Origin of the sequence: Arthrobacter subterraneus (assembly GCF_900099735.1) — a bacterium.
Lineage (GTDB): Bacteria > Actinomycetota > Actinomycetes > Actinomycetales > Micrococcaceae > Arthrobacter_D > Arthrobacter_D subterraneus.
This window is the reverse complement of sequence record NZ_FNDT01000005.1, coordinates 67,486-86,056: the sequence shown is the minus strand read 5'-3', so window position 1 is coordinate 86,056 and position 18,571 is coordinate 67,486. Positions and strand designations below refer to the sequence as shown.

Genomic DNA, 18,571 nt, shown 5'->3' with positions numbered 1-18,571 from the left:
GTCCAAGGAACTGGGCCCCGTAACCTCGGCGAGGAAGCGCGCTGGCGCTATCCCGCAGTCGAAAACGCCCCGGCAAGAATCCTTCATAGCCGGACCTTTGGGGTTGGCCAGTGCCCGGTTGGGCGGTCTTCGGTCAGCCGACGTGGACCCAGGGCCGTCGGGTGACGTCCGGTTCGGCTTCGCGGAGGACTTCCCGGGTCACCGGTGCGATTTCGCCTTCTCCGGTGATGAGGAATTTGAAGAGATTCGCCAGTGGGTCGCCCTCGGTCCAGCGGAAGTAGACGTGTGGCATGAGTCCGGTGATGTCCCGGATGTGGAGCATTACTGCGGCGATGGTGTTGGGCACGTTGGAGCTGTGAACTTCGAGGATCCGGAAGCCGTGGCGGGTGACTCCACGAACGAGCAAATGTGTTTCGAAATCCGATGAGTCATCAACGGTCACCTCGATGAACAGCGGGTTGTCTGCTGGGCTAAGGTGGCTGACGGTGCAGGCGTGCTCGAGCTTCCGGCGGTATGCCGAAGCGCTGAGCCGCTCGGGGTCGTGTGCGATGAGCAGGACCTCTCCGGCGTCCTGTGCCGCGACGAAACCCAGTGCTTCGTCATCGAGTGTAATGGAGGTCGCGCGCAGTTCGAATGCGCGCCGCACCCTCGATATGACGGACACGAGGATGATGCCGACGATGAAGAGGGCGGCGATGCCGACGCCGTCGGGCCGGTCCCAAACGTTGGCGAGGGCAGTCCAGATCAGAATCAACGAAATGACGCCGAATCCGAGCGCGGCGGTGTGCTGACCGCAGCGGCGCGCCGACAGTGTGACGGCTACCGCTGCCGATGTGATCAGGACCAGCACGCCGGTCGCGTAGGCGCCGCCCTGGGCGGTGACGTCGGCCTTGAACACTATGGTCACGACAGTGGCAACGATAGTGAACACAATCACCATGGGTCGAACGGCTCGCGTCCAGGTGGGTGCCATCCCGTAGCGGGGCAGGTACCGGGGTACGAGGTTGAGCAGTCCGGTCATGGCGGAGGCGCCCGCGAACCAGAGGATGCCGATGGTGCTGACATCGTAGAGCGTGCCGAAACCCTCTCCGAGATATTTGTGGGCCAGATAGGCCAGCGCGCGCCCGTTGGCTTCGCCACCCTCCTCGAATTCGGCTGCGGGAATCAACAGCGTCGTCACCAAGCTGGATGAGATCAGGAAGCCGCTCATGATCACAGCGGCTGAGGTCAGCAACTTCCGCGCCCCGATTATCCGTCCCTCCGGCCGCTGCGGTGTGTCCCCGGGTGCTCCCTCGATCTGGGGCATGACAACGACGCCGGTCTCAAATCCCGAGAGGCCGAGGGCGAGTCGGGGAAAGACCAGCAGGGCCACGCCGAACATCGCAATCGGGTTGCTGTGTTGGGTTGTCAGCACAGTCCACCAGTCGGTAATTGGTTCGGGATCGGCGAAGACTTCCGCAGCGGACACCGCGACAACAACGAGGTTCAGGGCGAGGAAAACGGCGACGAGCACGACAGCGATGCCGATGGCTTCCCGGAATCCCCTGAAGAAGACGGTGGCCAGAAGCAGCAGGAAGACCAGGGTGACGATGATTTCCTGGTCTTCCAGTCATGACGGTGCGAAGGGGTTTTCGATGAGGTGGGCGCTGGCGTCCGCGGCGGAGAGTGTCATGGTGATGGTGAAGCTGGTCGCAGCGAAGCCCAGTAGGACGAGGACGAAGATTTTGCCCTTCCATTTCGGCAGGAGCCGCTCGAGCATCGCGATGGAACCTTCGCCGTGCGGACTTTCCCGGGCTACCCGCCTGTAGATCGGGAGCGCTCCGAACAGGGTAACGGCAACGAGGATCAGGGTGGCTATGGGAGCAAGTGCGCCCGCAGCGGCGGCCGCGATGGCCGGTTGGTAGCCGAGCGTCGAGAAGTAATCGACACCGGTCAGGCACATTACCTTCCACCAGGGCCTAACGGCGGATCTCCTACCGGGCTTGACAGGGCGCTTGCGCTTGCGCTGGTTCTCGTCATCCAGCAACCAGTGCCCCAGCCTACGGGCACGGCGGGAATGAACGAGATGATCGAGTGTTGCACTCACGAGCTCAACGTACGCCCGGTCCTGGTGAGTGATCCCGGTTCTTGATGTTTCCTTTACGTCTATTCAAACAAGGCGCTGGCCCGCCCTCGCCGCGACGCGATCAGGCGGCCGTCCCACAACCTCAGGTAGTTGGCGGGCTAGCCCTCACACTCGACGCAGTAGGCATGCCCGTTGCTTTCCCGCGCCTTCTGGGACCGGTGGCGCACCAGGAAACAGGAATAGCAGGTGAACTCATCGGCGCCCTGCGGAACGACCTGGACGATCAACTCTTCAGAGACTATTTCCCCTCCGGGCGTGAGTCCTTCGTCAAGCACATCGGCTTCGTCCAGCTCGGTTACGACGCTGCGCGCATCGGGGGCGTTGGCGGCTTGCAGTGCCTCGAGGGATCGGTCCTGGGATTCCTTGACGTCGGAACGGACTTCGTCGTAATCGGTTGCCAATTTAGGTGTACTTCTTCCTGACCGTGAGCGGTTATTACTAGAGCAAGGGTGCAACACAGAATCGCACGTCTTTGTTCCCACGCATAATAGTGACCCGGGGCTTACACGGGGATCCTCAGACTCTAAGCCGCGCAGCTCCCCTGACGGCGGTCAGTCCAACGCCATATAATTCGAACATGCCAATCACGCGCCCAGACCGACGCTTCCACGCGCAGCCCTCCACCCTCAAGCAGCGCGGGGCTGACCTGTGAGCGGCGGTCTCGTCGCTCTGCTGGACGACGTCGCAGCGCTGGCCCGCATCGCGGCCGCTTCCGTGGATGACGTCGCTGCCGGCGCCGCCAAAGCGGGAGCCAAGGCTGCCGGCGTAGTGATCGACGACGCCGCAGTCACCCCGCAGTACGTGTCAGGGTCGGACCCGTCCCGTGAGCTTCCCATGATCAAGCGCATTTTCTGGGGCTCGCTCCGGAACAAGCTGCTGATCATCCTGCCGGCGCTGCTGCTCATCAGCGCCTTTGTTCCCTGGCTGATTCCGTTCATCCTGATGTTGGGCGGTACCTATCTCTGCTTTGAAGGCGCCGAGAAGGTGTGGCACAAGCTGCGCGGCGACCATAAGGATGAGAAAGCTCCGGCGGTGGAACGCGGGCCGGAAGCGGAAGCGAAGGTCATCAAGGGCGCCATCACCACCGACTTCATCCTGTCCTGCGAGATCATGGTCATCTCCATGAACGAGGTTGCCGCTGAATCCATCTGGTCCCGCGCGATCATCCTGGTGGTGGTGGCGCTGGCTATCACGGTGCTCGTGTACGGGGCCGTCGCCCTGATCGTGAAGATGGATGACATCGGTCTGCATCTCACCACCAAGGACTCCGCCGGTTCCAAACGCTTCGGCGAGCTGCTCGTCAAAGGCATGCCGGCCGTGCTCGCGGCCATCACCCTGATCGGTACCATTGCCATGCTCTGGGTCGGCGGTCACATCATGCTGCAGGGGGCATACGACCTCGGCTGGCACCTGCCGTATGACCTGGTCCACGCCCTCGAGGCGCCGTTCGTGGGGATCCCGGTAGTTGGAGGTCTCCTTGCCTGGCTCGTGAACACGCTGTGCTCGGCCGTGCTCGGGCTCGGCTGGGGGCTCCTTGTCATGGCCATCCTGCATCCGGTGCTCAAGGCGTTGCCGTTCGGCAAGGACAAGGGTGCACATGAGGAGGGTGACGTCCGCGCCGCCATTGCAGGGTACCGGCCAAAAAAGCATCCGGCTGAGCCCACCCCTTAGGTCTCCGCCACAACCGTGACCAGCATCACCGCGCCACGGGGAACACCACCCGGATAGTTCAGGTTGCAACCTTACGGAAGCACAGGAGCCGCCATGATTCGTGGAGGCTGAGCGAGAGGTAAGCCAAGTGACCATTGCCCACGAAGAAGCAGTCATCGATTCAGCCGCCGTCGACGCCCAAGGCACGCACCGCCAATTCCTTCACCGGTGAGGTGACGGAGCAGCAGGCCCAGACCATCTACGAGCTGGCCAAGTTCGGCCCCACGGCGTTCAACTCGCAGCCGCTCCGCGTCACTTACGTGCGCTCGGAAGCAGCCCGGGCCGACCTCGTCGACGCACTCATGGCAGGCAACAAGGCCAAGACCGCGGCCGCTCCGCTGGTTGCCATTCTCAGCTATGACACACACTGGGCCGAGCGGTGGGACAGCTTCCTTCCCGGCTACAACGCGCCCAAGGCGATGTACGACGCCGATCCTGAGCTGGCCGCAGCGACCGCCAACAACAACGCGCACCTGCAGGCCGGCTACTTCATCCTCGCGGTGCGTTCCCTCGGCTTTGCGGCAGGTCCCATGACCGGCGCGGATTTCAACGCCATCGACGCCGCCTTCTTCCCCGCCGGGGACCAGAAGAGCTTCCTTGTGGTCAACATCGGCCGGCCGGGAGAGGAAGCCTGGGGCGAAGCCAAGCCCAAATTCGCCTATGACGACGTCGTCCGCACCGTCTGAGCCGAACCTCACCCCGCCCGCGGCGGGCGGCTATCCGGCGAGCAGTTCCCGGATGTCGTCCGCCGTCAGGGCTGAGCTGAAGACGGCGTCGTCATCCATAACCGAGCTGAACAGCCGGGCCTTCTGCTCCTTCAGCTTCATCACCTTCTCCTCGATGGTGTCCGTGGAGACCATCCGGTAGACCATGACGTTCTTGGTCTGTCCGATGCGGTGTGTCCGGTCCACCGCCTGCGACTCCGTGGCGGGGTTCCACCACGGGTCCAGCAGGAAGCAGTAGTCGGCCTCGGTGAGATTCAGCCCGAAACCGCCGGCCTTCAGGCTGATCAGGAACACCGGCGCGCTGCCGTTCTTGAACGAGTCAATGACCTCGGCGCGTTTGCGTGTCGAGCCGTCGAGGTAGGCAAACTCGACCCCCTGGGCCTCAAGGCGCGCGGCGGCGAGCTTGAGGTAGGACGTGAACTGGCTGAACACCAGGGCGCGGTGCCCCTCAGCGAGGACGTCCTCCAGCTGCTCGAACAGGACATCCAGCTTCGCCGACGGCACCCCCTCATACTCGGGCTCCACCAGCGACACGTCGAGGCTGAGCATCCGCAGCAGCGTGAGCGAACGGAACACGATCATCCGGTTCCGGTCGAGGTCATCAATCAGGCCCAGCAGCTTCTGCCGCTCCCGCTGCAGATGCGTCTGGTAGATCTTCCGGTGGCGCGGGTGCAGCTCCACGGCCAGAACCTGCTCCTGCTTCGGCGGCAGGTCCGACGCGACCGCCTCCTTGGTGCGCCGCATCATCAGCGGGCGGATCCGCCGACGCAGCCGCTGCAACCGCTCTGTGTTTCCCTGCTTCTCGATCGGAGTGCGGTACTCCTCGGTGAACGCGCGCGACGACGGGAAAAGCCCCGGAGCGGCGATGTTGAACATCGCCCACAGCTCCATCAGGTTGTTCTCCATGGGAGTACCGGTGATGGCGAGCTTGAACGGCGCGTCCAGCTCCTTGGCGCACCGATGCACCTTTGCCGCATGGTTCTTCACGAACTGCGCCTCATCCAGGATGAGCCCCGCCCACTCGAGCGACTTGTAGGCGTCATGGTCCAGCCGGAAGAGGGCATAGGAGGTGATGACGACGTCGGCGCCTTCCACCTGCTCCGCCACCGGTGTGCCGCTTTTGGCCTGGGTGTCCGCGATACCGCGGACTGCCAGCCCCGGAGCGAAGCGCTGCGCCTCCGCGATCCAGTTGGGCACTACTGAGGTAGGCGCGACGACGAGGAACGGCCGCTGCTCGCCGCTGCCCTTCGCGTGGGTCAGCAGCGCCAGCGTCTGGAGGGTCTTGCCGAGCCCCATGTCATCGGCGAGGACACCGCCGAGGCCGTGGTTCCAGAGGAACGCGAGCCAGTTGAAACCGTCCACCTGGTACGGACGGAGCGTGGCCTGCAGCCCGTCCGGCAGGGGGGTCTGCTCCACCTCGGTCAGTTCCAGCAGCCCATTCACCGCTGCACGCCAGGACTGCGCCTGCTCCGTTTCCTCCGCCAGGTCCTCGAACTCGGCCCACAGCCCCGCCTGGTAGCGGCTGATCCGCAGGCCGGTCTCCCACTCGCTCAGCATCCGGGCCTCATCGATGAGTTCACGGAGCTGATCGAAGATGGGCTGGTTCAGGGACAGGTAGCTGTTGTCCACCAGCTTGATCCGGTTGGAACCCTTGGCCAGGGCAGTGAAGATGTGGTCGAACGGGATTTTCCGGCCCTGCACCGTGACGAGCACGCCGAGGTCGAACCAGTCGCGGTCTTCGGTGTCCACCGTGGTGATGAGGAGCTGCGGCGTCTCGGTGAGTTCCTCGAACGTGGGCTTGCTCCCGATGATGTCCACCCGGACCGCGTCGAGGCGCTCCACCCGGGGAAGGACGGTTTCCGTGAAGTCCACCATGTCCATGCCGGTGAACGTGCGGTCCTTGACCATGCGCCCGCCGAGCGCTTCGCGGACCGACTGGAGGGCGGCGCTTTCGGCTGCAGCGTTCCGGTAGCCGTCGTCGTCGTCGTTCTTAAGCGGTTTGCGGGTCTCGGTGTCCCCGGCCCGGTAGGCCCAGTCCCAGGAGAGATCCAGTTGGTCATCGCTGAAGGTGGCGGTGAGCACCAGGACGGGAGGGATGATTTCCGGGAAGGCAACGGAGCCGTCGCTGCTGACCACGTCGATGGACTGGATGAGCCGCGGATAGAAGCCGGCCAGGAACTCCTGTTTCTCTGCCTCCGGAATGCGGACCGGCCGGGTGCGCTCCAGGAGCTCGCGGTTGTGGTCGGTGAGTTTCCGGGTGGTGGGGGCCAGGGTGATGACGCCGTCCTCCGACACGGTGTACACGCCGTGGTTGGCGATCACGTGCGCCGTCTGCGGCGGGTGGTTCTCCCCGTCGATGTTGATGGCCGGGCAGAGCTGGATGGCGCCGTCGGTGGTGGTGGCATCGAGCAGCAGCACGGCCTGGGACGCCAACTGCACGGTCACGCTCTTCTTCGACCCGACGAAGGCGATCCCGAGCCGCTGCGCCTCCTGCAGCAACTGCCAAAGCAGGGGATTGCTGAAATCATCCAGGTGCAGCCAGGAATCGTTATTGCCGAAGTAGGTGACGCCGGTCCCGCGGTGCAGCGCCGGGAACTGGGCGAACCAGCGGTGCTGATCCGGGTCCAGCTTCAGCCCGTACGTCTGGTAGCTGATGTTGCCCCACGCCAGGTTGTTCTTGACCCAGTTGCCCTTGGCGTTCCGGATCACCGGGCGCACGCCGAGCTTATAGCGGCGGTAGGCGCGCCCCTTCTCCCACCGGGACACGGTGGTGGGCCGGAGTTCGAACTGCAGGCCCAGGGGAGTGGTCCGGACGGCGGCCAGCGCGCCGTCGTCGTGCTGGTGGGTTGAGAGCAGCCCGGAGAGGGACTCCTGCCACCCCGCAGGGCGGGAGGGCGACGCCGGTGCCGTCAGCTCCGCGTTGGAGCGCAGGTTCTCCATGTTGGACCGGAGCGCGACGGCGGCAACATGCTTGCAGTCCAGCCCCACCGGACAGGAGCACACACTGTCCCGGAGGTGGTACCGGCCGTCACCCTTGCGCGCCAGATACAGCTGGGTGCGGTACGGCGACGGCGAGGTGCCCATCACCCGGGCGTGCACCGTTGTTGAGTCCGGTTCAAAGGTGAGCCCCTGCACCAGGGAGTCCTTGGCATAGCCCTGACCGCGCTGGAACGCGGCGCCGCCCACCATGCGGATGATGTCGGCGACATCGATCATGGGATACGCGGATTCGGGCATGAATTTATGCTCTCACGCGCTCCTGACAGACTGGCTCCATGCGACTACTCACTGTGGGGCATGGGACAGCGGACCGGGAGCAGTTCAGCGCGCTGCTGCGCGGCGCCGGCGTGGAGGTGCTCGCGGATGTGCGCCGCTTTCCGGGGAGCCGCCGCAATGACGACACGCGGAAGGAAGCGCTCGAGCAGTGGCTGCCGTCCGAGGGGATCGACTATGTGTGGCTGGAGGACCTGGGCGGCCGCCGTCGTCGTACTGCCGGTGAGCCGGAAACGGACCAGTGGTGGCGGGTTGCGCAGTTCCGTGCCTACGCCGCCTACACCAGGACCGGGGAGTTCACTGCGGCGCTCAGGCTGCTGCGGGGAACGGCCGAGGAGCGGACCACGGCAATCATGTGCAGCGAGAGCGTCTGGTGGCGCTGCCACCGGCGCATTGTGGCGGATGTCCTAATGATGCTGCACGGGTTCGAAGTGCAGCATCTCATGCCGGACGGCCGACTGACGCCGCACGAGCCGTCTGCCGGGGCACGGGTCTGCGGCGGTGCCGTGTACTGGGATGTGCAGGACTAGTTTCGGCGAATCCCGCCCAGCCGGGCGGCAACCGCGACGAGGACCAGGAGAACCGCGCCGGCAACGGCGGAGACGCTGATCCCGATCCCGTAGGACATGGCCTCCTCGCCGGAGCCCGCCAGCAGGAACCCCCGCTGTACATCGAGCCACACTCCCGCCACCGAGAGCAGGACGATCACGGGCAGTTGCGGCAACCCGACCAGCAACGATTCCACAACGCCAAGGTCAGCGTGCAGGCGGCGGTTGAGCAGATAGGCGGTGAGGGGAGCGGCCGCGACAAACGCCACCAGCCAGAATGCCGGCAGCGCCTCAGTAGTGGACGGGCCGCGCAGCAGGATCGGTATGAACAGGAGTGTTGTGGCAGCGGAAGAAGCTGCGGCAAGCATCGGTACACGCCCGACCGACCCTTCCCAGAGCCCACGGTTCCCGGCGGCAGAAGTGTTCATCAGAGGCCAATCTCGATACACCGGCTGATGCCTCAATTCTACGCTTTCCCGTTCTCGGGGAGTCCGTCCGGAATGGGTCGGCGGCCGGGTGCTGCGCTAGATTTAAGGGACCGCCCGCACCTGACCAGGAGACCTCCATGACCCCTCGTACCCTCTTCCGCAGCGTCGCCGTCGCGGAGGCTGTCACGTGGGCGCTGCTCCTTGCGGGCATGTACCTGAAGTACGTTGCCGGGACCACCGATGCGCTGGTCTCCGTCGGCGGTGCGCTGCACGGCTTTGTGTTCCTCGCATACCTCGTCAGCACCTCTTTTGTCTGGGTGAACCAGCGGTGGAGCGCCGGCACCGGTGCCCTAGGGCTGCTCGCCGGTGTGGTTCCCTTCGCGACGGTCCTTTTCGACTGGCAGCTTGAGCGCCGTGGAAAGCTCGACGGCGGTTGGCGGCTTGCGTCCGGAAAAGAGCACCCAGCCGGTGCAGTGGAGAACGTGCAGGCCTGGGTGCTGCGCAACCCGCTCCCGGCGGTCCTGGTGGCGATCATCGGCGTGAGCGTTGTCTTTGCGGCGCTCCTGATCGCCGGGCCACCCGTTCCGGTGGGCTGACGCTCTTCCCGGAGCGGTGGGCTGACGCCGCCGCCTGTCCCGAAGGGGCTTTTCGGTGGGCTGACACCACCGTCCGTCAGGGTTTGGCGGCGCATTCCGCGAGGAGGTCCTGCCGGTCGACGGGGTCGAGCTGGCTTCCCGCGATGGCACGGGAGACCCGGTGCCGCTGTCTGCGGATCTGTTCAGCCTGCCGGTGGGCCGGATCATTGTGCTCGACCTCCGACAACAGCTCCACCAGGCGGCGGGCCACACGCGGATCATCCATCCCGTAGGTGCAGATCTGCGAAACCACCAGGTCCAACAGTGTGGCGAACGTGCGCCGGGCAAGGAAAACCCTGGCACGCCCCTGACCGTCGGTCATTACCCGGTGGCCCTGACCCTCACGGGCAAGCGCGGACAGGCCCGTTGAAAGGTGGCCCAGTGCGTGCACGCAGGTGGTCGGATCATTGACGCTCGGGGAGATCGCCCGTACCGCAACGTCGAGGATCTGTTGCAGGGGGAATCCGATGTCCTGGACCGAGTTTCGCTCGAATCCCATGGTCAGGGCATCGCCAACCGCCTGCTGTAGTCCATCGGTTTGCTCAGAGCTCCACCCGTCCGGTGAGTCGCCGCCGAGTTGCCAGGCGTGTGCGAAGGGAGTTCCTTCAACGAGGAAATCCCCGGGCGGGCGATCCAGGGCGATGGTGACGTTGAACTGCTCAGCAGCCTTCAGCAGCGCCGGCTCGTTGGCCTGCACCAGGAAACCCGATGTCGTTGCCCGAAGTTCGACTGCACCCGGCGGGGCTTCGGGGACATGGTGAAGGGGTTCGGACTCGGAACCGGCGCCGCCCACCATCGTCATGAAGTCGTTCCGTACCTCGACCAGCATCCGTTCCACCCGGAGCTGGCGGGAGAGATGGCCGAGGAACAGCACCAGGCCCACCACCGTTGCCAGTGCAAGCAGGAACGAGAGTGTGACGGCGATTTCCGGGACAAAGCCTGTTGAGGGCCCGTCCTCGTCCCTGATGGTCCGCAGGACGGTGAGCGCAAAGGCGAAGGTCGACAGGAAGAGCGCGAGGGTGTTGTGGACAAACCGGTCGCTGGTGAACGTCCGCAGGAGCCTGGGGGAGTACTGGCTGCTCGCCAGCTGCAGGGTGACCACAGTGAGGGAGAAAGTCAGTGAGGTGACCGTAATCGTGGAGGCGGCGATCGCTTCCATGAGTGAGCGGGCAGCGGGCGCGCCTCCGCCGAACAGCAGGGCGGAAAGCGCCGGCGGCATGTCGTCGTCGAGCAGGTGGTCCAGCCAGGTGACACACTGGGCCAGCGCCACGGAGGCGATCACGGCCGCAAGGGGTACGGGCCAGAGCTGCGTCCGGACGTAATCCCGGATGACGCCCGGAGTCAGGTTTGAGGCGATATGCCGGGATGGCCGCGTGGGTTCCATGGTCGAACCCTAACAAGCCGTATCCCCGGAGTGTCGGTTTGCAGGAAGATACACAGCCTGCTTATGATTTTGGTGTGCTTCAGTCGTCAATGAGTTCCCGGCCGTCAGCCCACTGCGAGAGTCAGACGGGCATCGCTGAAGAGCTGCGAGAATCAGCCCGCCGGGTCCGCGACCTGGAGCGGGTGAGGGTCCAGCTTGCGCGCACCCTCCTGGATGTACAGCAGGCGTGCGAGGTGTCGCGTGATCCCGATCACGCGCAGCGTCTCATCTCTGCGGCGGTCCGCGACCTTGAGGAACTCGATGCACGGCTATTCGAGGCGCGCACCACGCATTCTGCTACCGAACGGTGCGAAGGCCTGCTCGCGGGTTGAGTCAGCCCGCCGTGAGGTCCTGTCCCGCGAGCTCATCTTCCGCCTGAACCATCCGCAGTTCGGGCCGCCGGTCCGCCGCTTTGGGGAACCCGCCAAGGTCCCGGATGTGAGCGATCAGCTCTTCCCTCAGGACCGCGTCCGAACCATCCGATGACTGCTCGTCTTCCATCGCCTGCGAAGGAAGGGTTCCCGGGCCCGGCCCTCAGGCGTGGTGATGGGTGTCCTGTTTTTCGATTGCCGATGTCATGCGTTGGAGAAAGCGCGTCACGTGCAGCGCCTCTTCCGGGCTGAGGGATTCCGCGACCTCCATCATCCGTTGGTGCATTTCCCCCAGGGTTTCCCGCACTTCGATGTCCGCGCTGCCGGTCGGCACAATCTCCACCGATCGCCTGTCCGTCGGATGCGGCCGGCGAATGAGGTGCCCGCTGGCCACGAGTCGGTCAATCAGTCCGGTTGTTGACGCGGTGGAGATGTTCAGCATCCGCGAAAGATCCTTGGGACTGATGCAGTGCCCGGCTTTGTGGGCCCGCATCGCATACCGGATCGCCATCAGGTCGGTCTCGTTCATATTCATGGACTCCCGAATGCGCCGGCGCATCTCAGCCTCGGCCGCACGGTAGACGCGCAGGGCGTTAAGGACGTCAACGCCGCCGGGGTTCTCCTGGTCGGCGTACCAGTACCCTGCGCCCTCGGTGCTCATCGCAGTTTCCATATCGACCATTTTATAGTTCCGCTACTTGCTAGGACACCGAGGAAACCTAAAGAACGGTCGTTATTTTCAGGATATCTCAAGAAGGCCTTCATTTTTTCGGTTTTTCATCGTGGACACCTCAAGCTAAGGTCGTATATAACTAGCTGAACTAGATACTATTCTACCTACCGAACGGAGCAGTTGATGTCCACAGTCGCTCATACATCGCGCGGCGCACTGACACCGGTTCCTGCGACGCACGACGGCTCTTGTCTTGACGCCTCTTCTCTTGACGGCCTGTGGCTGCCAGAAGGCCTGGGCGATGCAATGCACGACGGCGTGCCGCATACAGAGCGGATCATCGCAGCTGCCGGAGCAGTGGAGTCGCTTGAATGGGAGTTGGACCGCGCGCAGAGTGCTCTCACGGAAGCCATTGAGCAGGCCGCTTCGAACGGCTGCCCGCTCGAGGAAATTGCTGAATCCGCAGGGCTCGCCCGGGCGGACGTCGCCACCATGCTGTGGGCCGCCCGGTCCGATCGCAGCCATCAGTGAGCGGCGGTCCCACCTCCTCGACGCTGGCGGGACGCTGGGAGCTTCAGCGGGCCATCGGCTCCGGTGCGGCCGGAGTCCTGTGGGCTGCCACCGACCGTGAGACCTACACGACAGTGGCGGTCAAGGTGGCGCGCTCCGCCGGCCATTCCTTCACTGATGAAGCGCGGCTGCAGGCGCAGGTCGATTCTCCGTATGTAGCGCGCGTCCTGGATTCCGGTGTCGCTGGTGACAGCGGACAGACAGCCGGCGCCTACCTTGTGCAGGAACTGGTTCCGGGAGTGAACCTGCGCGACCTGCTGCGGAGTTCAACCCCGCATAACGTCGATGTGACCGCCTGGGCCTACGGGCTTCTCCGGGCGCTGCAGTCCCTGGCTGCCGAGGGCATCGTGCACCGGGACATCAAGCCGTCGAACATCATGATCCCGCTTACCGCGGGAGGATCACCGGCGCCCCAGCCCAAGCTGGTTGACTTCGGGACTGCTGCCCGCGGCGTGAATTCCGACGACGACGCATCCTCCAGCGGCACTGTGCTCTACATGAGCCCCGAGCAGGCGCGCGGTTCAGGCGTCGGCACAGCGAGTGACATGTACTCCCTCGGACTGGTACTGCTCGAATGCCTCACCGGTGACCGGGCGTTCTGCCTCCCGGCGATCGAGTCGCTGGTTGCCCGGACGCTACGCAACCCGGTCATTCCTGACACTGTCCCGGTGTTCTGGCAGCGCCTCATCCGCGCCATGACCTCCATGGACCCGGCGTTGCGCCCCACACCGGCCGAGGCGCTGGCTATGCTCACGGGCGCTGGCTATGCTCACGGGCCCTGACGTGCTCACTGGTCCTGAGATGCTCACCGGCCCTGAGATGCTCACCGGCCCTGAGATGCTCACCGGCCCTGACACGCTCACCGGTTCTGACGCCGTTTCTCACGGCTCACGTACCGCGCCTCACCTCGCGCTCGCTGTCTGACTTTCCACGGGCGCCCTGCTCGGACCAGACGCCGCCCGTTCAGAACGCATAGCGGATCCGGATATACGGTGTGATCCGTTCGATGAGTGCTGTCAGTTCCCGGACATAGCGCGCCTTGGCACCTGAACGGTACCGGACGTTGGTGAAGCCGTTTGAGGAGACCTTGGACTCCTGCAGTTCCGGCCGCCACAACGCTTTCTCCGCTTGTGGATGCCAGCCAAGATTGACCTCGTGAAGCCGCTCGTTGTGGGTCAGGAAGATGACTTCAGCGGCGAGCTGCGCCTTGGCGGCAGGGCTCAGTGCGGCATCGAGTTGGCGGAGGAGCTCCTCCCAATCGTTGAGCCAGGTCTCCGTGACTATTACGGGGGAGAAGTTCACATGCACTTCGTAGCCGGCGTCGACGAAGTCGTTGATTGCCGCCATGCGCTCCGCCACGGGCGACGTGCGAATGTCGATGGATTTCGCGAGGTCCGCGGGCATGAGGGAAAACCGGATCCGGGTGTGGCCGCCGTGGTCCCAGCTCAGCATCTCCGGGTTCACATATTTGGTGGCGAAGGACAGCTTGGCCGTCGGAAGGTCGCGAAACAGCGTGACCAGGTCTTCGACGTTGTCGCTGATGAGGGCGTCCACGGAGCAGTCACTGTTTTCGCCGATGTCGTAGACCCACAGCTCCGGGTCACACTGGTTCGGTTCCAGTTTCATGCCCTGGCGGGTGGCGTGCCTGTCGAGTGCGGCGGCGATCTGGTCGATGTTCGCGAAGACCGTCACCGGATTGCTGTACCCCTTATGGCGCGGAACATAACAGTAGGCGCACGCCATCGCACAGCCGTTGGCGGTGGAGGGCGCTATGAAATCGGCGGACCGCCCGTTCGGCTTGACCGTCAGAGCCTTCTTGACCCCGAGCACCAGAGCCTCGGTCTTGATCCGTGACCAGCGGGGCACATTGGTCTCATCACCGTGGACTTCCGGGATGTTCCAGTGGTTGTCTACCGGAACAACCTCGGCCTCCGGCCACCGCTCCACGATTTCCTTGCCCCGCGGCAGCTCCAGCGCTGCGGGCTGGGCATAGATGCGCCGGATCTGCAGCAGCCGGTTGAAGTCCATGCGTTTATGCTCCCTCGCGTTGAATTGGCAGGACACTCCCCTTATCCGCGGGAATTAGCGGCGTGTCCTGCCGACTCAAGGGATTCGCGGTGCCGGGGTCAGAGGATTGGCCGGCCGCCGGTCACGGCGATGCGCGCTCCGGACATGTAGCTGCCGTCGTCGGACGCCAGCAGCACGTAGGCGGGGGCGAGTTCCGCGGGCTGGCCGGCGCGGCCCAGGGGAGTGTCGTCGCCGAACTGTTCCACCTTCTCCGGCGGCATGGTGGCGGGAATCAACGGCGTCCAGATCGGCCCGGGTGCAACGCTGTTGACGCGGATTCCCTTCTCTCCGAGCATCTGCGCGAGGCTGGCCGAGAAGTTGGCGATGGCAGCCTTGGTCGCAGCATAGGGCGCCAGGGCGGGGCTCGGCATGTCCGAGTTCACCGATGAGCTGCCGATGATGGAGGAGCCCGGAGCCATGTGCGGCAGTGCGGCCTTGACCAGGTGGAACATCGCCGACACGTTCACCTTGAACGTGTACTCCCACTCTTCTTCGCTGATCTCATCGAGGGAATCGTGGCTCATCTGGTAGGCGGCGTTGCTTACAAGGACGTCCACCTTGCCGAACTCCTGCACTGCCAGCTCGATGATGTCCCGGCAATGCTGCGAGTCCGACAGGTCGCCGCGCACGGTGACGGCCCGCCGGCCGGCTTCCTCGATGTGGCGGGCGGTTTCCTCGGCGTCATTGTCCTCGCTGAGGTAGGAGATGAGGACATCCGCGCCCTCGCGCGCAAAGGCGATCGCCACGGCACGGCCGATCCCGCTGTCGCCGCCCGTGATGACCGCCGCCTTGCCGGTCAGTTTCCCGCTTCCGCGGTAGCTCTTCTCCCCACAATCGGGTGTGGGATCCATCTCCGACTGAACGCCGGGTACGTCCTGCTGCTGCGCTGGCTGGCCCATCATCTACTCCTGTGTTGGCTCGTGGTGTCCGGAACTGATCGTGGTGTTCGGAACTTTCGGGCAGCCATGGCGGCTTGACGACGTCGGAACCCGCCATAGCTGCCCGAAAGTTCCCATCGGTTGGTGTTCTGTAAAGGGGCTTAACCGCAGAGGCCCGCCGTTCGGGAAAACGACGGGCCGGGCTGCGGGTCCTAGCGGTCGAAGAGGCCGCTGAGTACGTTCTTTGGCCGCTGCTGCTCACCCTGCTGGGCGCCGAGCACAATGACCGCTCCGCTGAGGGCGGGCAGTGCCCACTGAAGAATCTTCAGCTGCTGCTGTGCCTTGGCGAGTTCCTCCGGCGCGCCCGGCTTGGGCTCCGTTGCGCCCTCCCCGCCGTGCCGGCTCAGCTCGCCGACCTTCTTGCCGAGAATGCCGGAGTAGAGGGACGCTGCCATGCCGACGACGGTGATAGCGGACTTCACCACAGTGTTGGCCATGGCGCCCGGCTGTCCGGCCAAGCGGCCCTTGTTGGCGGCGATCAGGCCGATGCCGCCCACTGCATGGGCACCGAACGCCGCAATCTGCACCGGCGTCCAGCGCGCCCAGCCAGCTGTGGACAGGCGTGTGCGCTCCGCGGGGTCCTTGGCCTCGGCGGCCGCGCCGTTCAGGCCGACGGCGCCCATGAGGGATCCGCCGAACCACGCGGCTGCGCTGAGATCGTGCAGGGACCGTACAAACGAGTTTCCTGACATGGTGCTCTCCTTAGACATTGACGATGCCGCAGTTTCACTGCGGCTCCCTTAAAGGTTTATCAGCCTGCTTAGCAATATGCGAGTGATCAGAGGAAATAGGTGCCGGCAGTACGATCAATGAATGCTTCCGTTCCTGCTGTTGGGCACCCGGGCCGAGGACGCAGCGGCCGAGGGCGAATACCGCAGCTTCCTCCGCTTTACCGGGCTGGCGCCGTCGGACCTTCACCGCATCAGGGTGGAGCAGGAACCGCTGCCCCAGCTCCGGCTAGAGGACTACTCGGGGATCTTCCTCGGCGGGAGCCCGTTCAACTCGTCGGATGCGGAAGTCACCAAGTCACCCACGCAGCATCGCGTCGAGCGCGAGCTCCGTCAGCTGCTCGACCGCGTCGTTGCCGCAGACTTTCCCTTCCTGGGCGCCTGCTACGGCGTCGGTACGCTGGGTCGGCACCAGGGCGCGGTGATCGACCGGACCTTTGCCGAGCCGATCGGACCGGTGGAAATCACAGTGAACGACGACGGCGCGGCAGACCCGCTGCTGGCAGGCCTCCCGCTGCGCTTCGACGCCTTTGTCGGCCACAAGGAGGCGTGCTCCACGCTGCCGGCGGGCGCGGTGCTGCTGGCGTCGTCAGCCTCGTGTCCGGTGCAGATGTTCAGGGTGAAGCAGAATCTGTACGCTACGCAGTTCCATCCCGAGCTCGACGTCGAAGGGCTCATCCAGCGCATCCACATCTACCGTCATGCCGGGTACTTCCCGCCGGACCAGGCCGAGAGCGTCATCGAGCGGGCACGGGATTCGGCCGTGACCTGGCCGCCGCACATCCTCGCCGGCTTTGTGCGGCGGTACGCCCGCGCCTGACCCGTTGAGTTGGCAGGACGCGCCCCGTATGGAGCGGGGAAAGCGGCGTGTCCTGTCAACTCAACGCGGGGTGTGGGGCGGCTTTCACCCGCCGTTCACTCCGCGTTGACCGCCCGGACTCCGGCGGCGTGAAGCATCGGATGGGGGATCACCCACACTCCATCCGAAAGGGACAGAACCTTATGGCAACACGGCTGACCAGGACCATTTCCACCGCCATCGCCGGCCTGATGCTCGCTACCGCACCGGCCGCCGTCGCACATGCCGCGCCGGAGAGCGAGACGGACGCGCCCATCCTCATCGGACACCGCGGCGCAGCCGGCACCGCACCCGAGAACACGGTCGCGGCGTTCAAGGACGGACGCGCATCCGGCGCGGACTTCTTCGAGATCGACGTGCAGCTGAGCGCCGACGGCGTGCCGTTCCTCTTCCACGACAACACGCCCGCACGCACCACCAACGTCGAAGAGGTGTTCCCGGGCCGCGAGAACGACCCCATCACCTCCTTCACCTGGGCCGAACTGCAGCAGCTCGACGCCGGCTCCTACTTCAGCGCCCAGTACGAGGGCGAGCGCATCCCGCACCTCGACGACGCCGCCCGGATTGCGACGGTGAAGACCGGCGTGTACATCGAGATCAAGGCACCGGTGAACTCGCCGGGCATCGAGCAGGTTGTCGCTGACGAACTCCGCAATGACCCCCGGTGGGCCCAGCTGGTTGCCGCGGACAAGATCCAGGTCATCGGATTTGACGAGGCTTCGAACCGCCGTTTCGCGGCCATAGCACCCGAAATCGAGCTGCAGCAGCTCACCAGCGTTGTGCCCGCCCGCGAAGTCGTGGAATCCTGGGCAACCTTCGCCGACTCGGTGGGCACCAACTACCGGACCCTGACGCCCCAGAACGTCGCGGACGTCAAGGATGCGGGCCTGGTGCTCGGCGTCTACACCGTCAACTCGCCCGAAGCCGTCCAGTACTCACTGGATCTGGGCGTCGACGCGGTGACCACAGACTTCCCCATTCAGAACCAGCGCTTCCTCGACGGCCAGCCCGTGTTCCCGGGCGCCGGCGTAGAGATCGCCGATGCTGCGAACAACGTGCCCGGAGACGACGTCCAGCCCGAAAACGGCGAGTATGTCCTGCTGCGGAACACGTCCGCGGCGAGCGTTGACGTGAGTGGTGCAATCATCCGCGACGCAGCGAACAACATCCTCACCGTCGGAGCGGGCTACGTGCTGGCTCCCGGCGCCGAGCTCCGCGTGTACACCGGACCGGGGACCAATTCCGCCGACGCGTACTACAACGGCGGCACGGCTTCAGTCCTGAACAACGGCGGCGATTCGGTTGCCCTCTGGATCGGCCCGCGTCTGCAGGACGTCTTCGCGAACTAGCTCCGTCCGCACAGGCTCGCTGCGGGTGCCCACCGGGTGGTTGTACCCGGTGGGCACCCGCGGTTCCTGCCCATCCAGCAGTTGAGCCGGGTGGGCAGATCCCGTTGAGGGTTCGTTGCAGAGGTATCGCCGGACGCCCGAATCTGCGA

The 18,571-nt window shown here is 64.9% G+C and carries 17 protein-coding genes and 2 pseudogenes; 9 read left to right on the top strand and 10 right to left on the bottom strand.

Annotated features, from left to right (window positions below):
* Nucleotides 1-133: 133 nt before the first annotated feature.
* A pseudogene (locus tag BLS52_RS07695) lies at nt 134-1,942 on the bottom strand (APC family permease).
* 281 nt (nt 1,943-2,223) lie between these two features.
* A complete protein-coding gene (locus BLS52_RS07690) occupies nt 2,224-2,526 on the bottom strand; it encodes a DUF4193 domain-containing protein (RefSeq protein WP_090585655.1) in 303 nt (100 codons plus the stop codon).
* Between the two features lie 247 nt (nt 2,527-2,773).
* On the opposite strand from BLS52_RS07690, the gene BLS52_RS07685 reads away from it, so the two are divergent.
* Both BLS52_RS07685 and BLS52_RS07680 read left to right on the top strand, forming a co-directional pair.
* Complete coding sequence (locus BLS52_RS07685) at nt 2,774-3,796, top strand: DUF808 domain-containing protein (RefSeq protein ID WP_090585653.1); 1,023 nt, start codon at nt 2,774-2,776, stop codon at nt 3,794-3,796.
* Between the two features lie 127 nt (nt 3,797-3,923).
* A pseudogene (locus tag BLS52_RS07680) lies at nt 3,924-4,521 on the top strand (malonic semialdehyde reductase).
* 30 nt (nt 4,522-4,551) lie between these two features.
* Here the strand turns inward: BLS52_RS07680 and BLS52_RS07675 are convergent.
* A complete protein-coding gene (locus BLS52_RS07675; RefSeq protein ID WP_090585650.1) occupies nt 4,552-7,797 on the bottom strand; it encodes a DEAD/DEAH box helicase in 3,246 nt (1,081 codons plus the stop codon).
* 38 nt (nt 7,798-7,835) lie between these two features.
* Here BLS52_RS07675 and BLS52_RS07670 point away from each other — a divergent pair, with 38 nt between their 5' ends.
* Nucleotides 7,836-8,363, top strand: a complete 528-nt coding sequence (locus BLS52_RS07670) for a DUF488 domain-containing protein (RefSeq protein WP_090585648.1) — start codon at nt 7,836-7,838, stop codon at nt 8,361-8,363.
* Here BLS52_RS07670 and BLS52_RS07665 read toward each other — a convergent pair.
* Nucleotides 8,360-8,809, bottom strand: coding sequence for a hypothetical protein (locus tag BLS52_RS07665; RefSeq protein WP_090585645.1), 450 nt, complete (start codon nt 8,807-8,809; stop codon nt 8,360-8,362). The genes BLS52_RS07670 and BLS52_RS07665 overlap by 4 nt on opposite strands.
* 137 nt (nt 8,810-8,946) lie before the next feature.
* Here BLS52_RS07665 and BLS52_RS07660 point away from each other — a divergent pair, with 137 nt between their 5' ends.
* On the top strand, nt 8,947-9,405 hold the full coding sequence (locus BLS52_RS07660) for a DUF3817 domain-containing protein (RefSeq protein ID WP_090585642.1): 459 nt from the start codon (nt 8,947-8,949) through the stop codon (nt 9,403-9,405).
* Between the two features lie 76 nt (nt 9,406-9,481).
* Here BLS52_RS07660 and BLS52_RS07655 read toward each other — a convergent pair whose 3' ends face one another.
* On the bottom strand, nt 9,482-10,828 hold the full coding sequence (locus BLS52_RS07655; RefSeq protein ID WP_090585640.1) for a DUF2254 domain-containing protein: 1,347 nt from the start codon (nt 10,826-10,828) through the stop codon (nt 9,482-9,484).
* Between the two features lie 74 nt (nt 10,829-10,902).
* Between BLS52_RS07655 and BLS52_RS07650 the strand changes: the two genes are divergently transcribed.
* Nucleotides 10,903-11,199 (top strand): hypothetical protein, encoded by a 297-nt coding sequence (locus BLS52_RS07650; protein ID WP_090585638.1) that lies wholly within the window; start codon nt 10,903-10,905, stop codon nt 11,197-11,199.
* A 1-nt stretch (nt 11,200) separates the two neighbouring features.
* On the opposite strand, the gene BLS52_RS18470 is transcribed toward BLS52_RS07650, so the two are convergent.
* Nucleotides 11,201-11,368: a hypothetical protein gene (locus BLS52_RS18470; protein WP_175460114.1), complete on the bottom strand. Its 168-nt coding sequence runs from the start codon at nt 11,366-11,368 to the stop codon at nt 11,201-11,203.
* 33 nt (nt 11,369-11,401) lie between these two features.
* Nucleotides 11,402-11,911: a MarR family winged helix-turn-helix transcriptional regulator gene (locus tag BLS52_RS07645; RefSeq protein WP_245702751.1), complete on the bottom strand. Its 510-nt coding sequence runs from the start codon at nt 11,909-11,911 to the stop codon at nt 11,402-11,404.
* Between the two features lie 183 nt (nt 11,912-12,094).
* On the opposite strand from BLS52_RS07645, the gene BLS52_RS07640 reads away from it, so the two are divergent.
* Nucleotides 12,095-12,442: a hypothetical protein gene (locus tag BLS52_RS07640; protein WP_090585633.1), complete on the top strand. Its 348-nt coding sequence runs from the start codon at nt 12,095-12,097 to the stop codon at nt 12,440-12,442.
* Nucleotides 12,439-13,263, top strand: a complete 825-nt coding sequence (locus BLS52_RS07635) for a serine/threonine-protein kinase (RefSeq protein WP_175460113.1) — start codon at nt 12,439-12,441, stop codon at nt 13,261-13,263. The genes BLS52_RS07640 and BLS52_RS07635 overlap by 4 nt, the downstream gene beginning before the upstream one ends.
* Nucleotides 13,264-13,444: 181 nt before the next feature.
* Here BLS52_RS07635 and BLS52_RS07630 read toward each other — a convergent pair whose 3' ends face one another.
* The 3 genes from BLS52_RS07630 to BLS52_RS18465 form a co-directional block, all read right to left on the bottom strand.
* Nucleotides 13,445-14,509: a spore photoproduct lyase family protein gene (locus tag BLS52_RS07630; RefSeq protein ID WP_090585630.1), complete on the bottom strand. Its 1,065-nt coding sequence runs from the start codon at nt 14,507-14,509 to the stop codon at nt 13,445-13,447.
* Between the two features lie 98 nt (nt 14,510-14,607).
* A complete protein-coding gene (locus BLS52_RS07625; protein WP_245702750.1) occupies nt 14,608-15,450 on the bottom strand; it encodes a glucose 1-dehydrogenase in 843 nt (280 codons plus the stop codon).
* Nucleotides 15,451-15,638: 188 nt separating this feature from the next.
* Nucleotides 15,639-16,178 carry a hypothetical protein gene (locus BLS52_RS18465; RefSeq protein WP_090585629.1) on the bottom strand — a complete coding sequence of 180 codons (540 nt, stop codon included), beginning with the start codon at nt 16,176-16,178 and terminating at the stop codon, nt 15,639-15,641.
* A gap of 121 nt (nt 16,179-16,299) precedes the next feature.
* On the opposite strand from BLS52_RS18465, the gene BLS52_RS07615 reads away from it, so the two are divergent.
* Both BLS52_RS07615 and BLS52_RS07610 read left to right on the top strand, forming a co-directional pair.
* On the top strand, nt 16,300-17,034 hold the full coding sequence (locus BLS52_RS07615; RefSeq protein ID WP_090585627.1) for a glutamine amidotransferase: 735 nt from the start codon (nt 16,300-16,302) through the stop codon (nt 17,032-17,034).
* Nucleotides 17,035-17,216: 182 nt separating this feature from the next.
* Nucleotides 17,217-18,422 (top strand): glycerophosphodiester phosphodiesterase family protein, encoded by a 1,206-nt coding sequence (locus BLS52_RS07610; protein WP_090585626.1) that lies wholly within the window; start codon nt 17,217-17,219, stop codon nt 18,420-18,422.
* The last annotated feature ends 149 nt before the right edge of the window (nt 18,423-18,571 follow it).

Coding starts and splice junctions, on each gene's coding strand:
- BLS52_RS07675 (WP_090585650.1), bottom strand. CDS start 7,797: ATGCCCGAATCCGCGTATCCCATGATCGATGTCGCCGACATCATCCGC.
- BLS52_RS07670 (WP_090585648.1), top strand. CDS start 7,836: ATGCGACTACTCACTGTGGGGCATGGGACAGCGGACCGGGAGCAGTTC.
- BLS52_RS07665 (WP_090585645.1), bottom strand. CDS start 8,809: ATGAACACTTCTGCCGCCGGGAACCGTGGGCTCTGGGAAGGGTCGGTC.
- BLS52_RS07660 (WP_090585642.1), top strand. CDS start 8,947: ATGACCCCTCGTACCCTCTTCCGCAGCGTCGCCGTCGCGGAGGCTGTC.
- BLS52_RS07655 (WP_090585640.1), bottom strand. CDS start 10,828: ATGGAACCCACGCGGCCATCCCGGCATATCGCCTCAAACCTGACTCCG.
- BLS52_RS18470 (WP_175460114.1), bottom strand. CDS start 11,368: ATGGAAGACGAGCAGTCATCGGATGGTTCGGACGCGGTCCTGAGGGAA.
- BLS52_RS07645 (WP_245702751.1), bottom strand. CDS start 11,911: ATGGAAACTGCGATGAGCACCGAGGGCGCAGGGTACTGGTACGCCGAC.
- BLS52_RS07640 (WP_090585633.1), top strand. CDS start 12,095: ATGTCCACAGTCGCTCATACATCGCGCGGCGCACTGACACCGGTTCCT.
- BLS52_RS07630 (WP_090585630.1), bottom strand. CDS start 14,509: ATGGACTTCAACCGGCTGCTGCAGATCCGGCGCATCTATGCCCAGCCC.
- BLS52_RS07625 (WP_245702750.1), bottom strand. CDS start 15,450: ATGATGGGCCAGCCAGCGCAGCAGCAGGACGTACCCGGCGTTCAGTCG.
- BLS52_RS18465 (WP_090585629.1), bottom strand. CDS start 16,178: ATGTCAGGAAACTCGTTTGTACGGTCCCTGCACGATCTCAGCGCAGCC.
- BLS52_RS07615 (WP_090585627.1), top strand. CDS start 16,300: ATGCTTCCGTTCCTGCTGTTGGGCACCCGGGCCGAGGACGCAGCGGCC.
- BLS52_RS07610 (WP_090585626.1), top strand. CDS start 17,217: ATGGCAACACGGCTGACCAGGACCATTTCCACCGCCATCGCCGGCCTG.